The 12833-nt window shown below is 67.8% G+C and carries 15 protein-coding genes; 11 read left to right on the forward strand and 4 right to left on the reverse strand.

What is annotated here, in order from left to right; translation table 11 throughout:
- The first annotated feature begins 23 nt into the window (after positions 1–23).
- Positions 24–473, forward strand: coding sequence for a copper resistance protein CopC (locus J2X45_RS06920; RefSeq protein WP_310212970.1), 450 nt, complete (start codon positions 24–26; stop codon positions 471–473).
- A gap of 321 nt (positions 474–794) precedes the next feature.
- Here J2X45_RS06920 and J2X45_RS06925 read toward each other — a convergent pair whose 3' ends face one another.
- Both J2X45_RS06925 and J2X45_RS06930 read right to left on the reverse strand, forming a co-directional pair.
- On the reverse strand, positions 795–1574 hold the full coding sequence (locus tag J2X45_RS06925) for a hypothetical protein (RefSeq protein ID WP_310212974.1): 780 nt from the start codon (positions 1572–1574) through the stop codon (positions 795–797).
- Positions 1575–1619: 45 nt separating this feature from the next.
- Entirely contained in the window at positions 1620–2195 is a 576-nt protein-coding gene (locus tag J2X45_RS06930) for a hypothetical protein (RefSeq protein ID WP_310212975.1), read from the reverse strand.
- Positions 2196–2258: 63 nt separating this feature from the next.
- Here J2X45_RS06930 and J2X45_RS06935 point away from each other — a divergent pair, with 63 nt between their 5' ends.
- Positions 2259–2435 (forward strand): hypothetical protein, encoded by a 177-nt coding sequence (locus J2X45_RS06935; protein WP_062096230.1) that lies wholly within the window; start codon positions 2259–2261, stop codon positions 2433–2435.
- Positions 2436–2456: 21 nt separating this feature from the next.
- Here the strand turns inward: J2X45_RS06935 and J2X45_RS06940 are convergent, their stop codons facing one another.
- Complete coding sequence (locus J2X45_RS06940; RefSeq protein ID WP_310212977.1) at positions 2457–3470, reverse strand: M15 family metallopeptidase; 1014 nt, start codon at positions 3468–3470, stop codon at positions 2457–2459.
- A gap of 74 nt (positions 3471–3544) precedes the next feature.
- On the opposite strand from J2X45_RS06940, the gene J2X45_RS06945 reads away from it, so the two are divergent.
- The gene (locus J2X45_RS06945) at positions 3545–4624 is read left to right on the forward strand and encodes a L,D-transpeptidase (RefSeq protein ID WP_310212979.1); all 1080 of its coding nucleotides are present in this window, start codon (positions 3545–3547) and stop codon (positions 4622–4624) included.
- A gap of 161 nt (positions 4625–4785) precedes the next feature.
- Here the strand turns inward: J2X45_RS06945 and J2X45_RS06950 are convergent, their stop codons facing one another.
- A complete protein-coding gene (locus J2X45_RS06950) occupies positions 4786–5538 on the reverse strand; it encodes a class I SAM-dependent methyltransferase (protein ID WP_310212982.1) in 753 nt (250 codons plus the stop codon).
- Positions 5539–5700: 162 nt separating this feature from the next.
- On the opposite strand from J2X45_RS06950, the gene J2X45_RS06955 reads away from it, so the two are divergent.
- The 8 genes from J2X45_RS06955 to J2X45_RS06990 all read left to right on the forward strand — a co-directional run bounded on the left by J2X45_RS06955 (position 5701) and on the right by J2X45_RS06990 (position 12621).
- Complete coding sequence (locus J2X45_RS06955) at positions 5701–7803, forward strand: acylase (protein ID WP_310212985.1); 2103 nt, start codon at positions 5701–5703, stop codon at positions 7801–7803.
- An 85-nt stretch (positions 7804–7888) separates the two neighbouring features.
- Entirely contained in the window at positions 7889–8485 is a 597-nt protein-coding gene (locus J2X45_RS06960) for a beta/gamma crystallin-related protein (RefSeq protein WP_310212988.1), read from the forward strand.
- 124 nt (positions 8486–8609) lie between these two features.
- On the forward strand, positions 8610–9038 hold the full coding sequence (locus J2X45_RS06965) for a beta/gamma crystallin family protein (RefSeq protein ID WP_310212989.1): 429 nt from the start codon (positions 8610–8612) through the stop codon (positions 9036–9038).
- A 93-nt stretch (positions 9039–9131) separates the two neighbouring features.
- A complete protein-coding gene (locus J2X45_RS06970) occupies positions 9132–9269 on the forward strand; it encodes an entericidin A/B family lipoprotein (protein WP_310212992.1) in 138 nt (45 codons plus the stop codon).
- A gap of 58 nt (positions 9270–9327) precedes the next feature.
- Positions 9328–9720, forward strand: a complete 393-nt coding sequence (locus J2X45_RS06975) for a DUF983 domain-containing protein (RefSeq protein WP_310212995.1) — start codon at positions 9328–9330, stop codon at positions 9718–9720.
- 277 nt (positions 9721–9997) lie between these two features.
- Positions 9998–10153: a DUF3309 family protein gene (locus J2X45_RS06980; protein ID WP_310212998.1), complete on the forward strand. Its 156-nt coding sequence runs from the start codon at positions 9998–10000 to the stop codon at positions 10151–10153.
- Between the two features lie 132 nt (positions 10154–10285).
- Positions 10286–11719, forward strand: a complete 1434-nt coding sequence (locus tag J2X45_RS06985; protein ID WP_310213000.1) for an MFS transporter — start codon at positions 10286–10288, stop codon at positions 11717–11719.
- A gap of 152 nt (positions 11720–11871) precedes the next feature.
- On the forward strand, positions 11872–12621 hold the full coding sequence (locus J2X45_RS06990) for a DUF599 family protein (protein ID WP_310213004.1): 750 nt from the start codon (positions 11872–11874) through the stop codon (positions 12619–12621).
- Positions 12622–12833: the final 212 nt, after the last annotated feature.

The following is a 12833-nucleotide window of genomic DNA, read 5'->3' on the forward strand; positions in this document are numbered from 1 at the left end:
GCTCATCTCATCGGGACATCATCATGCAGAACCCTTTTCGAGCGATCGTCATCGCCGCTGCTGTCGGCGCCGCGTTGACCAGTGCGGCGCCTGCGAAGGCCCAGAGCGAGATCCGCCTAGTCGCCTCGCACCCGCGCAACGAGGCTGAGGTCGTCGCCCCCGTCGAACGCGTCAGTCTCGCGTTCAATCAGGTGGTCGATCTCATGAGCCTTGAGATCGAGGCGGAGGACGGCACGGTCACCGTCATCTACGACCTCTTCAAAACCCCGGACAGCCCGCGCCAGGCCAGCAATTTCACCGACGATCTGAAGACCGCGGTGACCCTGCCGGGAAAGTACTACGTGAACTATGCCGCCTCCGCGACGATCGGTAAGACGACCTCCACCGCCGCCGGCTCAATCACCTTCACCGTGACCGATCCCAATGCGCCTCCGGCCGACGATACGGCAAGCAGTGGCAGCCACCCGGAGTGATCAACGGCGGGTCTCGCGCGGCGGGGCACGGCTTAGGCGACAGTTCGTCGTCAAGCTTCTCAATCCTCCCCCTTGCGGGGGAGGAGTCCGCGTAGCCGACCTAGGGGCAAGTGCGGGTCGCAAGCGATCTTCTCGACGCCGGCCCGTAGCCGTCCGCAAACCCCAGTCCTGGTCCAAAGTCGCCCCCTCCCGCCCCTAACCCGCTGAAATCCCTCATCCCGATCCCGCTCTACGCCCCGCTGCGTCCTCGGTATCCGGAGCGGCCGTATTTTACGGCCCATGAGCAAGTCCCATCCTGACGCCGGCCGCCCCGCCCTCGCCTCACCCGAACGGCGGCTTGAGCCGGTAGAACCGCCCCTCGCCCAAGAGGTCGTAGACGCGGCGGATGCGGAAGGCGTGGGGCTGGGCTCTGGAGAGGTCGTACTCGGCCTGGGTGAGGCCGAAGGGAGCGACTTCGCCGGCCAGGGTGGCCTTGACCACGATCAGGCGCGGGATCTCATCAAGGCCAAAGCTGATGACGTCGCAGCCCTCGGGGTCGCCGCCGCGCGCGGGTCGGATGCGGCCGGCCAGGTCCGGGCGGCCGCGATCCGACAGGCGGCGGGCCTCGTGGGCGACGATGCTGGCCACGCCCAGGCCCTTGAGGAAGCGGTCGTCGGCCTCGCGGCTTCCCATGTCGAAGCGCTGGATGGCCCGGACCAGGCGCTCGGTCATCGGCATGGGCCTGGGCGGCGCGGCCTCGATCAGCGGGATGGCGCTGGGAGCGGCGAACAGGGCGGCGGGGCGGACGGCGGCGGCCAGCAGGGCGGGCTTGGCGGCCAGCTGCTCCTCGACCGCGTCGAGCAGGTCGTTGTCATAGGCCCAGCGGGGCGGCTGGTCCTTGAGGATCGGCACGCCGATCAGCGACAGCACCGCCGAGATCTCGCCCTGCTTCCAGCTGATCGGGCCGTCGGCCTTGCCGGTGACGAAGCGGACGGTGCGGTCGTGGGCGGCGCGGTCGACGGGCTTGCCGGCGAGCGTCTTCTCCAGCTGGGCGATGTAGTCACCCACCACCACCGCGAGGTCCGCCCCCGTCCAATCGCGTCCGCTCGATTCCCCCGTCATGGGGCGATGATGCGTTAGCCGCGCGCGCTGCGCCAGCGGCGAAGCTTAGCGGCCGGCGGGGGTGGGGGCGGATACCGGCGGGGCCACGGGCGGGGCGTCCTGGACGGGGGTCTGGTCGTCCTTGAGGCCCGCCGCGGTCATGGCCCGGCGCAGCGTGGTGACGGGCGCCTCGGCGCCGACCTTGAAGGTCAGCACGGCGGTCTGGGCGGGGTTGTCGCCGAGGTTGGCGAAACCGCCCGTCCGCTCGGCGTTGAGGGTAACGCCATAGGTCCGATTGGCCTGGACCCGGCACAGCAGGACAAAGGTCTTCTGGTCGGCCAGCAGGCGCGGGGTCTTGACGCAGTCCATCGGCTCGACGCCGTCGGCGGGGGCGTAGTTCCAGGCGGTCGGGGACATCTGCTGGTCGAAGGCGACCTTCAGGATCAGCACGCCGGGGGCCACCATCTGGTCCTGGGCGGGGTAGCTGGACACGAGCTTCGGCGGCAGGGTCGGCGGCAGGATCAGCACCGGCGAGACCGCGTTGGGCTCCTCGGGCGGCGGGGTCTTGACTTGCGCGTGGGCGCTCGCCCCGCCAAGGGCGGTCAGCAGGATCAGGGCGGAAAGCGGGTGACGCAGCGACATCTTTCCAGACTGAAGGGCAAGCGCGGCCTTCTCAAGGCGCCTTTGCGGGCCTACATCGCAGGGATGACCGACAAGACCGACACCGCCCCCGACGGCGAGACGCCGATGCAGCGCGCCCTGCGCCTGAAGAAGGCCGCCCAGGGCCGCCACGGCCACGGCCCCAAGGCCTCCAGCGGCAAGGTCGAACGCGCCAGCGCCGCCGCGCCGACGGGCAAGTCCAAGCCCTGGATGACGCGTTGACCGCCTGAGGGCGCTTGACGGTCAGGGCTCGGGCGGAGGGTCCGTGACCGGCTCCGAGCCGGCTTGCGGCAGGCTGGAGATCGGCCGCTCGGGCAGCAGCGGCTCGCCGGTCCACTCCCAGTGCCAGGGCTCGTAGACATAGTTCACGAACCCGAAGCGGCCCGCGTGGGCCACCATCCAGCGATAGGCCGGCGAGCGCGCCATCGCCAGGCGGTTGGCGTCGTCGGCCGAGGCCGGCCCGAAGCCGGGCGCGCGCTCGAGCACCAGGTCGACCGCCAGCCCCGTCCGGTGCGCCGAGCAGATCGTCCGCACAAGGCCCTGGCAGTTGCGCTCGCGGGCGCAACGCGCCGCATCGGCGTCCGGCGCGCGAAAGCCCGAGAAGATCGCCAACTGGCCGGTGCGGGTCGACACGCCGTCGGCCCTGGCCGCCTCGACCATGCGCCGGTAGGCCGCCATAGCGGCGGGGCGCAGGCGCACGGCCTTGCCGCCATAGGTCTCGGCGGGCGTCGCTGAGACCAGCATCGCCTCGGGCGGCGCGCCGGGACACAGGCCTTGCCGGTTCACCCGCACGAAGGGCCGCGCCAGATGCCAGCCCGGCGCCATCGCAGCGAAGGTTTCCGGATCGAGCACGCCGCTCGGGCGCAAGCCGCGCGCGCCTTGCCATCGCGCCAGGGCGGCGGCGAAGGCCTGGGTCTGCGGTCCGCAGGTCGCGCCGATCTCGGCGGCGATCCGCGGCGCGTAGATCTCCCAGCCCTGCTCGGGCTTTCCGAAGGGCGACCAGGCCAGGGCGGAGAGCGACAGCGCGTTGGCGGCGGCGGCCCCCACCGGCGCAGCCCCCTGATCGCAAGCGCCCGGATCCCCGACGCGCATCGGGGATCCCGCCGGCGGATCGATGGACGGGATGTAGGCGCTTTGCGGCCCCTCGGCCCGCTGAGGCGCGTCGCTGTCCGGCGTCGACGGCCACCACAGCCAGAGGCCGCCGGCCGCGCCGATCAGCAGGACTAATCCCAGCATCAGCCGGCGCAGCGCTCTCACGTCGATCTCCCGCCTGATGGAACTTCGTCATCGCTCAAGGTTTGAGACGGCGGAGTGTTCCGCCTGGAGAGCGTATGACTGGTCTGGCTTCCCGTATCGCCCTTCTGGCTGTTCTGGTCCTTAGCGCATGTGACGATCCCCGCCCTGCCAAGCCGCCAGCCGGACGCACGGTGCAGAAGGTCGAGACCCCCAAGCCTCCCGCTCCTGCCGCCCTGGCCTCGCAGTCGCCCCTCGCGCAGGCGCTCAATGCCGCGCGGTTTGATCCGAACGCCGCGACGCCCGAAGCACGACGCGACGTCCTGGTGAGGATCCAGACGCTTCTCGACCGTGCGCATTTCTCCCCCGGCGTGATCGACGGCCGGGAGGGGACCAACCTGACCCTGGCGATCAAGGCGTTCCAAACCGCGCAGAGGATCACGCCGGACGGACAGGTCAGCCAGGCGCTGCTGGACGCCCTCACCACGGCCGACAGCGGACCCGTCCTGGTCGACTACAGCATCACCGCAGAGGACGTGGCCGGCCCGTTCACCCCCGCCCTCCCCAAGGACGACTACGAGGCCATGGCGGCCCTGCCCGCCCTCAACTACGCGACCCCGCTGGAGATGCTGGCGGAGCGGTTTCACATGGATGAGGCGTTGCTGCAGGCGCTGAACCCCGGCGTGGACTTCGGCGTCGCGGGAACGACCATCGTCGTCGCCGCCGTCGGCAGCGACACCCTGGATCGCAAGGTCGAGCGGATCGAAATCGACAAGACCCTGGGCCAGGTCCGGGTGTTCGACGCCGCCGGGACGCAGCTCGCCGTCTATCCCGCGACCGTCGGCAGCGCCGAGCGCCCCGCCCCCCAGGGCGAGTGGGCCGTTCGAACGCTGGCCCCGCGCCCGACCTACACCTACGATCCTTCGCGCCTGACGTTCGGCAAGGCGAAGACCAAGCTGACCATCAAGGCCGGGCCCAACAATCCGGTCGGCTCGACCTGGATCGACCTGACCAAGGACACCTATGGCATCCACGGCACGCCGGATCCCCATCTGGTCAATAAGCGCGCCTCGCACGGTTGCGTGCGGCTGACCAACTGGGACGTGGCCGAACTGGGCGCGGCGGTGGCGAAGGGCGCCCGCGTCATCTTCATGGGCCAGGAGACTCGCGCGGCCTAGAGCATTTCACGACCTGACTGCGTCAGGCCGTGAGCTCTAATCTTTTGTTTTGACGCATTTTTCTTCACGCGAACCGGAACCACTTCGCTCGAAAAATGCTCTAGAGCTTCGTTATCGCGTCGGAACCGGTTCCGACTTTCGGCGTCACGCTCCAGCGCCCGTCAGTTCGGTTTGCGGAACTTCAGGATGAACTGATCGGTCTTGCCCCGAATGGCCGGGTCGAAGACGTTGATCGTGCGCGCGTCCGCCGGATCGGCCAGCAGCGCGCTTTCAGCCTCCAGCTTGAAGCCGGCCGCCTCGACCTCCTGCTTGACCGCGGCGATGTCGATCCGGTGCAGGGTGTCGGCGGCGGTGATCCCCGAGCCGGCGACCGCAGAATGGTCCACCACGAGGAACACGCCGCCCGGCTTCAGCGACTTGAAGATTCCGGCGTTTGCCTTGGCCGCCGTGTCGGTCGGGAACGGCTTGAGGTGCATGTCGTGATAGTTCTGGACGGTGATCACCGCATCGACATTGTCGGGTAGGTCCAGGGCGGTGATGGGCCCGTCAAGCGGCTTGCTGTTGGGCAAGGCGGCGGTCACGGCTTTGAGGCTCTCGCCGTAGCGGGCCGCGAACTTGATGAACTCGGCGGGCTGGTAGGCGTAGACCACGCCTTGCGGGCCGACGGCGCCGGAGATGATGCGGGTGAAGTATCCCCCGCCCATGACGAAATCGACGACGGCGTCGCCGGGCTTCAGCTCCGCCATGGCCAGAATCTCGCCGGGATGGCGGGCGGCGTCACGCGCCGTCTCGGCGGTGGGACGTGAGGGTTCGGCGACCGCCTTGGCGATGTGGGCTGGAACCTGCGCCATCGCCGGGGCGACCACCGCGAACGCCAGAACGGCCAAGGCTGGAACCATGAACTTGCGAGCCATTGCGCGCCTCCCCTGATGTTGGCCCTTTGGTAGCAGGCGCCGGCGCGTCAGCGAACAGCGTTATCATGAAGTTTCAGCAAGGTTTCGTCGGACCCGGCCCTTTCCACCGCCCGGCCCTCCCCCCATGATCGCGGCCAACGAACAAGGGACGGGGAGACGGGGATGAAGTGGATCCTGCGCGGGATCGGCGGGTTGCTGGCGCTTGTGGTGGTCGCAGCGCTGGCCCTGATCGCCATCGACCGCGCCAGTCTGCCCAAGGCGCCTAGCCGGCAAGCGTTGCTCGACAAGGTAAAGGCCTATGACGTGCGCATCCGGCGCGACGAATGGGGCGTGCCGCACATTCTCGGGACCACCAACGCCGACGCCGCCTTCGGCCTGGGCTACGCCCAGAGCGAGGATGACTTCGACACCCTGCAGGACGTGGTGCTGGCCACGCGTGGCGTCCTGGCCCGCAGCAAGGGCGCCGGCGCCGCCCCCACCGACTACGTGGTGTCCCTGCTGGAAGTCTGGCCCACCGTCGACAAGCACTATGACGCGTTGCCGGCGGACCTTCGCGCGATCATGGAGGCCTACGCCGACGGGGTGAGCCTCTACGTCGCCAAGCATCCGGAGAAGGCCAGGGCAGGCCTGCTGCCGGTCACGGGCAAGGACGTCGCGGCGGGCTTCATCTTCAAGCAGCCCTTCTTCTACGGCCTGGACGGCGAGCTGCGCCGGATCACGGCCCCGGCCACAAAGGGACCACCGCCCAAGGGCTCTAACGGCGTGGCCACCGCGCCCTCACGCAGCGCCGATGGCGCCACGCGACTGCTCGTCAACTCCCACCAGCCCTATACGGGGCCCGTCGCCTGGTACGAGGCCGTGGTCCAAAGCGGCCAAGGCTGGCATGTGGCCGGCGGCTTCTTCCCCGGCTCGCCGTTCATGCTGCACGGCCACAACGCCACGCTCGGCTGGGCCAACACCGTGTCCAAGCCCGACCTCGTCGACGTCTATCGCCTGACGATTAACCCGGCGAACAAGAACCAGTACAAGCTGGACGGCCATTGGAGGGACTTCGAGAAGCGCTATGTCACCCTGCGCGTGAAGCTGCTCGGGCCGATCGTCCTGCCGGTGCGCAAGGCGGTGCTGCGCTCGGCGCACGGGCCGGTGCTGGAGACCGACCACGGCGTCTTCGCCATCCGCTATGCGGGCATGGGCGAGTGGCGCCAGCCGTTGCAGTACTGGCGCCTCAACCGGGCGCGGACCGTGGAGGAGTGGCGCGCCGCGATTGCGACCCACGCCATTCCCAGCCTGAACTACGTCTATGCCGACGCGGCCGGGAATATCGGCTTCGTGCACAACGGCCAGTATCCGAACCGAAAGGCCGCGGCCGAGTGGAGCGGCGTGCTGCCGGGCGATCGCTCCGACCTGATCTGGCAAGGCTATCGGCCGGTCGAGCAAAGCCCGCAGCTGTGGAATCCCAAGTCGGGCCTGGTGTTCAACTCCAACAACACCCCGTTCCAGGCCAGCGAGGCGGCCGACAACCTCAAGCCTGCCGACTTCCCCGCCTCGATGGGCCTGCAGGACAACATGACCAACCGCGCGTGGCGGGCGCTGGAGACGTTCGGCGCCGACCGGGCGATCACCGACGCGAGCTTCCGCGCCCACAAGTATGACGTCGCCTTCAGCGACCGCTCCAGCGTCATGGCGATGGTGCGCGAGGTGCTGGCGGTCGACCCCAAGGGCGACGCGGACCTCGCGGAGGCGCAGCGGATCCTGCGCGCCTGGGACAAGCAGGCCGACCGCGCCAATCGCGGCGCGGCCCTCGCCGCCCTGATGAGCCAGCCGATCCTTTTCGCCCACTCCAACGGTGACCCGGCGCCCAGGCCGATCGAGAGCCTGCGCGCGGCCATCACGACCCTGAAGACCCACTTTGGCCGCCTGGATCCGGAATGGGGTCAGGTGAACCGGATACGGCGCGGCACGGTTGATTTGCCGATCGACGGGGCCGCCGACACCTTCCGGTCGGTCTGGGGCAAGGCGCAGAAGGACGGAACCACTACCGCCGACGGCGGCGACACGTTCGTGATGTTTGTGACCTGGGACAAGGCGGGCGCGCTGCGGTCTGAGAGCATCCACCAGTTCGGCTCGGCGACTCTGGATGCGGCCTCGCCGCACTACGCCGACCAGACGCCGCTTTTCGTGGCCATGAAGACCAAGCCCGTCCGCTTCACGGAGGATCAGCTGAAGGGCCACATCAAGGTCGACTATCGACCCGGCGAACGCTGAACGATTGAGCTGAGCCGTTCAGCCGCCGTTCAGTTGCCGAGCGGTTAGCTGACATCAACGACCAAGCCTCAGTTGGGGGAACATCATGCGTAAGACCTTCGCGCTCGCCGCCCTGTCCGTTATGGCCATGGCCGGTTCGGCCATGGCCCAGGCCCCTTACTGGAACGGTCGCTACGACGACCCGCCGCGCGGCTCCTACACCCGCTCGTGCCGCGAGATCACGGCCTTCAACGGCCAGGTCTGGGCGCGCTGCCAGACCGATCGCGGCGGCTGGGAATGGAGCAGCGCCCGCGTCCGCGACTGCGGCGCCCAAGGCCTGGAGAACTACGACGGCCGCCTGCAATGCGCCGGCTTCGTCGGCCCCGGCCAAGGCGGCGGCGGCTGGAATGGCGGCGGCGGCCGCCCGCCCTACGGCAATGGTGGCGGCGGGTATCGCGGCGACATCCTGATGTTCGAGGACACCGGCTACCAGGGGCGTGTATACGAGGTGATGGGCGACACGCCCGATCTCGGCGTCGCGCGTTTCAATGACAAGGCCTCGTCGATCCGCATCGTCCGCGGCAAGTGGGAAATCTGCGAGCACGCCAACTACCAGGGCCGCTGCAGCCGCCTGGACGCCGACCAGTTCACGCTGCCGCGCGAGTGGAACGACGCCATCAGCTCGATCCGTCGCGTTCGCTAGAGCGTGACGCCGAAAGTGGGAACCGGTTTCGGCGCGCGTCACGCTCTAAGTATTTGATTTAGCGCCTCGTTATCGCATCAAAACGATGCCGTTTTGACGCGCGAGGCTCTAGGGAGGACCTTCCATGCGCAAGACAGCCTTCTTCATCGCCTGCGGCGCCATGGCGCTACTGACCACCCAAGCCGTCGCCCAGGACCGCGACTGGGACCGTCGCGATCAGCGTTACGAGCAGCGTGATGACCGCTATGACCGTCGCGATGATCGCCGGGATGATCGGCGCGACGATCGGCGCGACCGCTGGGGCGGCGGCGGGATCGTGCTGTTCGAGCACCGCGACTTCTACGGTGACGCCCGTCCGATCCGCGGCGACATGCCGGACCTGGCGCGCATCGGCTTCAATGACCGCACCTCCTCCATGCGCATTTCGCGCGGGGCGTGGCAGTTCTGCGAACACGCCTATTTCCAGGGGCGTTGCTGGGTCTACGACTATGATGTCGGCGTGCTGCCCAACCGGCAGAACGACCGCTTCAGCTCGGTCCGCCGGGTTCGCTGAATCGCGCAAAGCCAAACGCCGCGCCCGGCCCTTGAAGCTGGGGGCGGCGTACGGCTAAGGTTCGCCGCCTCGCGAACGAGTGGAGTTCACAACATGCGTAAGTTCGTCGTCCTCGCCATCGCCGCCTCGGCGCTGCTCGTCTCGGCGTGCAACACGATCGAGGGCGTGGGTCGCGACGTTTCAGCGGCCGGCAAGGCTGTCAGCGGCGCCGCCCGCGACGCCAAGCACTAGCTTCGCCCTCCTCATGCGACGGCTGGTCGCCCTTTTCTGGCCGTCGCCGCGAGCGCATATGGACGCCATGTCCGAACCCCAGCCCACCACCTCCGTGCTTACCGGCCTGAAGCGCGGCCTGAGTCATCGTTGCCCCAACTGCGGCGACGGCCACCTCTACCGCCGTTATCTGAAGGTCTCACCGATCTGCGAGGCCTGCGGTCACGAACTGGGCCTTTATCCGGCCGATGACGGCCCGGCCTACTTCACGATCTTCCTTGTCGGCCATGTCATCATCGCCCCGATGCTGTTCTTCCCCTGGATCTGGGAGGCCTCGCCCTGGATCGTGGCGCCGGTGGTGCTGATCCCGCTGGCGGCGCTGACGCTGCTGACCCTGCCGCGCGTGAAGGGCGCTGTGATCGGCACGCTCTGGGCCATCAAGATCCGCAAGGCCGAAGACGCGCCGTCCTAGGACTGGAGCGTCGCGCGTCAAAGCGAAATCGTTTTGACGCGATAACGAGGCTCTAAATCAAACACTTAGAGCGTGACCCGCGCCGAAACCGGTTCCCACTTTCGGCTTCACGCTCTAGCTGGCCAAGCACGCGCAGCCGAACGACCAAAAAGCGTTCGCCGCTCGAAAAATCTTGGAACCTTTCTTCTCGGAACCGACAAGCGGCGCCGCGAATTCCGCCCCCATGACCCCGCGTCGCCACGGTGGCTGACGCGGGCTCGGAGGGAACCTTCGCACCATGCTCGGCACGATTCTCATCATTCTCCTGATCCTGGCCCTGATCGGCGCGCTGCCCACGTGGGGTCACAGCCGCTCGTGGGGCTATTTCCCCAGCGGCGGCCTTGGCCTGATCCTGGTGATCATCATCATCCTGGTGCTGATGGGCCGGCTTTAACCCCAGCTTGCCCTGGGCCGGCGTTCGGCTAAAGGCTCTATTTCAAACATTTAGAGCGTGATAGCCGCCGAAACCGCTCACACCTTCGGCTATCACGCTCTAATCTCCCCCTCGACCTGAGGGGGAGATTTCATGACGGCGACTGCCGAGGCCACGCGCCTTACGCCCATGGCCAGAGCCCGGGCGATCCTGGGCGGGTCGGCCGGGAACCTGGTCGAATGGTACGACTGGTTCGCCTACGCCGCCTTCACCCTCTATTTCGCGCCCGCCTTCTTCCCCAAGGGCGACCAGACCGTTCAGCTGCTGCAGGCGGCGGCGGTCTTCTTCCTCGGCTTTGTCGCGCGGCCGATCGGCGCGTGGCTGATGGGGCTTTACGCCGACCATGCCGGCCGTCGCGCGGCCCTGTCGGTCTCGGTGTCGCTGATGTGCGCCGGCGCCTTCATTATCGCCGTCACGCCCGACTTCAAGACCATTGGCCTGTGGGCCCCGGCGATCCTGCTGTTCGCCCGCGTGCTGCAAGGCCTGTCGGTCGGCGGCGAGTACGGGGCCAGCGCCACCTACATGAGCGAAATGGCGGGCAAGGCGCGGCGCGGGTTCTGGTCGAGCTTCCACTATGTGACCCTGATCGCCGGGCAGCTGCTGGCGCTGGGCGTGCTGATCGTCCTGCAGCGCACGCTGGGCGAAGAGGCGCTCAAGGCCTGGGCGTGGCGCGTGCCGTTCTTGATCGGCGCCCTACTGGCGGTCGTGGTGTTCTGGATCCGCCGCGGCCTGGAAGAGAGCGTCTCGTTCAAGCGGCCCGCCCAGAGCGAAACGCTCTCGCGCGGCCAGGTCGCCAGCGCGGGCGTCTTCCTGTCCCTGACCATCGCCTGCGGCGTCGTCGGCCTGATGGGCGGCCCGCTGGCCAAGACCGGCCAGTATGCGGGGGCGGCGTTCCTGGTGCTGTTCTTCGTGTCGCTGATCGTGCCGCTGATCCGACGGCATCCGCGCGAGAGCCTGTTGATCATGGGCCTGACCGCAGGCGGCTCGCTGACCTTCTATGTCTACACCACCTACATGCAGAAGTTCCTGGTCAACACGGCGGGCTTCAGCAAGGCCCAGGCCTCGGAGATCAGCGCGCTCAGCTTGATCGCCTTCATGCTGATGCAGCCGCTGGCAGGATGGCTGTCGGACCGGTTTGGTCGCAAGCCGATGCTGATCATCGCCTTCGGCGGCGGCGCCCTGACCGTCTGGCCGATCATGAGCGCCATCAGCCAGACGAACTCCGTCGGCGTGGCCCTGGCCCTGATCCTGGCCGGCGTCGCCTTCCAGTCCTGCTACACCTCGATCAGCGCCGTGGTGAAGGCCGAGATGTTCCCGGCCGAGATCCGCGCCCTGGGTGTGGCCCTGCCCTATGCTCTGGCCAATGTCCTGTTCGGCGGGACGGCCGAGATGGTCGCGCTGGCGTTCAAGCACGAGAACCTGGAGAGCACCTTCTATGTCTATGTCGCGGCGGTGATGACCATCGGGCTGATCTGCTCGATCATCCTGAAAGACACCAGCCGGCACAGTCTCATCCACGAAGACTAGGGCGTGACGCCGAGAGTGAGAACCGGTTTCGGCGCAAGTCACGCTCTAAGTATTTGATTTAGAGCCTCGTTATCGCGTCAAAGCGACTCCGTTTCGACGCGCGAGGCTCTAAGCCGGTTTTCCGACTCTCCGCCCGGGTCTAGACTTTCGCCATGCCGTTGCTCGACATCCTCGTCCTGACCGTCTTCGCCTGCTGCTGGCTGCTGTATGAGCCGATGCTCAAGCGCCTGGGAGAAGCGGGCGGCGTGCTCAACACGGACATGACGGTGATCCGCCGACGGTGGATGCAGGAAATGGCCGTCCGCGAGGTCGCGCTGCTGGACGGGCAGCTGCTGGGCCACGCGATCAACTCGGCGAGCTTTTTCGCGTCCTCGAACCTGATCCTGATCGCGGCGGCGGCCGGCGTTCTGTTCGGCGGCGACAACGCCTTGAAGAGCGTCGAGGGGCTGGCGGTCTTGGCCAAGACCACGCCGCTGATGTTCCAGATCAAGCTGGGCCTTGTGCTGATCGCGCTGGCCCGGGGACTTCTGGACTTCATCTGGTCGATCCGCCAGATGAACTACTGTCTGGCCGCCATCGGCGCCACGCCGATGTGGGCGCCCCACGCCGTCCTGGCGGAATACGCCGAGGCCGCCGGGGGGATCTTGAACCCGGCGCTCTCGGCCTTCAACGCAGGCGTCCGCGCCTACTATTTCGCCCTCGCCGCGGCGGTCTGGCTGCTGGGCCCCCTGCCCTTCCTAATCGCCACGCTCGGCGCGATGCTGCTGCTGCTGTGGCGACAACGCCGCAGCCGCGCTTCGACGGCGGTGCGCAAGGTCCGGCAGATCCTGGAGCGGCAACCCGTCGTGCATGGGCCTCATCTCAGCCGCAGCGCCTCGACCCCGCCCGAAGACCGCATCTGACGTCAGGTTTTAAGCTGGACCACAGGAACAGCGGTCGATCGCTCGCGTTGTCATCATCGCGAGCCGACGCTCCCCAGATACAATAAGCCCCGCCGGTGACGCGGTCTCCGGCGGGGCTAATGGGAAGTCTTGTGGGTAGACCCTCTCTACATATCTTAACCGGCGCCGGTTCGCAACCTTTCTGCGGCGAGAATCCGACACTTAGCTGTGAA

This window comes from Caulobacter sp. BE264 (assembly GCF_031457805.1).
In the GTDB taxonomy this organism is placed as follows: domain Bacteria; phylum Pseudomonadota; class Alphaproteobacteria; order Caulobacterales; family Caulobacteraceae; genus Caulobacter.

What these genes read in the sequence shown, in the direction of transcription:
- J2X45_RS06920 (WP_310212970.1), top strand. Translation starts at nt 24, where the DNA reads ATGCAGAACCCTTTTCGAGCGATCGTCATCGCCGCTGCTGTCGGCGCC.
- J2X45_RS06925 (WP_310212974.1), bottom strand. Translation starts at nt 1,574, where the DNA reads ATGACGGGGGAATCGAGCGGACGCGATTGGACGGGGGCGGACCTCGCG.
- J2X45_RS06930 (WP_310212975.1), bottom strand. Translation starts at nt 2,195, where the DNA reads ATGTCGCTGCGTCACCCGCTTTCCGCCCTGATCCTGCTGACCGCCCTT.
- J2X45_RS06935 (WP_062096230.1), top strand. Translation starts at nt 2,259, where the DNA reads ATGACCGACAAGACCGACACCGCCCCCGACGGCGAGACGCCGATGCAG.
- J2X45_RS06945 (WP_310212979.1), top strand. Translation starts at nt 3,545, where the DNA reads ATGACTGGTCTGGCTTCCCGTATCGCCCTTCTGGCTGTTCTGGTCCTT.
- J2X45_RS06950 (WP_310212982.1), bottom strand. Translation starts at nt 5,538, where the DNA reads ATGGCTCGCAAGTTCATGGTTCCAGCCTTGGCCGTTCTGGCGTTCGCG.
- J2X45_RS06955 (WP_310212985.1), top strand. Translation starts at nt 5,701, where the DNA reads ATGAAGTGGATCCTGCGCGGGATCGGCGGGTTGCTGGCGCTTGTGGTG.
- J2X45_RS06960 (WP_310212988.1), top strand. Translation starts at nt 7,889, where the DNA reads ATGCGTAAGACCTTCGCGCTCGCCGCCCTGTCCGTTATGGCCATGGCC.
- J2X45_RS06965 (WP_310212989.1), top strand. Translation starts at nt 8,610, where the DNA reads ATGCGCAAGACAGCCTTCTTCATCGCCTGCGGCGCCATGGCGCTACTG.
- J2X45_RS06970 (WP_310212992.1), top strand. Translation starts at nt 9,132, where the DNA reads ATGCGTAAGTTCGTCGTCCTCGCCATCGCCGCCTCGGCGCTGCTCGTC.
- J2X45_RS06975 (WP_310212995.1), top strand. Translation starts at nt 9,328, where the DNA reads ATGGACGCCATGTCCGAACCCCAGCCCACCACCTCCGTGCTTACCGGC.
- J2X45_RS06980 (WP_310212998.1), top strand. Translation starts at nt 9,998, where the DNA reads ATGCTCGGCACGATTCTCATCATTCTCCTGATCCTGGCCCTGATCGGC.
- J2X45_RS06985 (WP_310213000.1), top strand. Translation starts at nt 10,286, where the DNA reads ATGACGGCGACTGCCGAGGCCACGCGCCTTACGCCCATGGCCAGAGCC.
- J2X45_RS06990 (WP_310213004.1), top strand. Translation starts at nt 11,872, where the DNA reads ATGCCGTTGCTCGACATCCTCGTCCTGACCGTCTTCGCCTGCTGCTGG.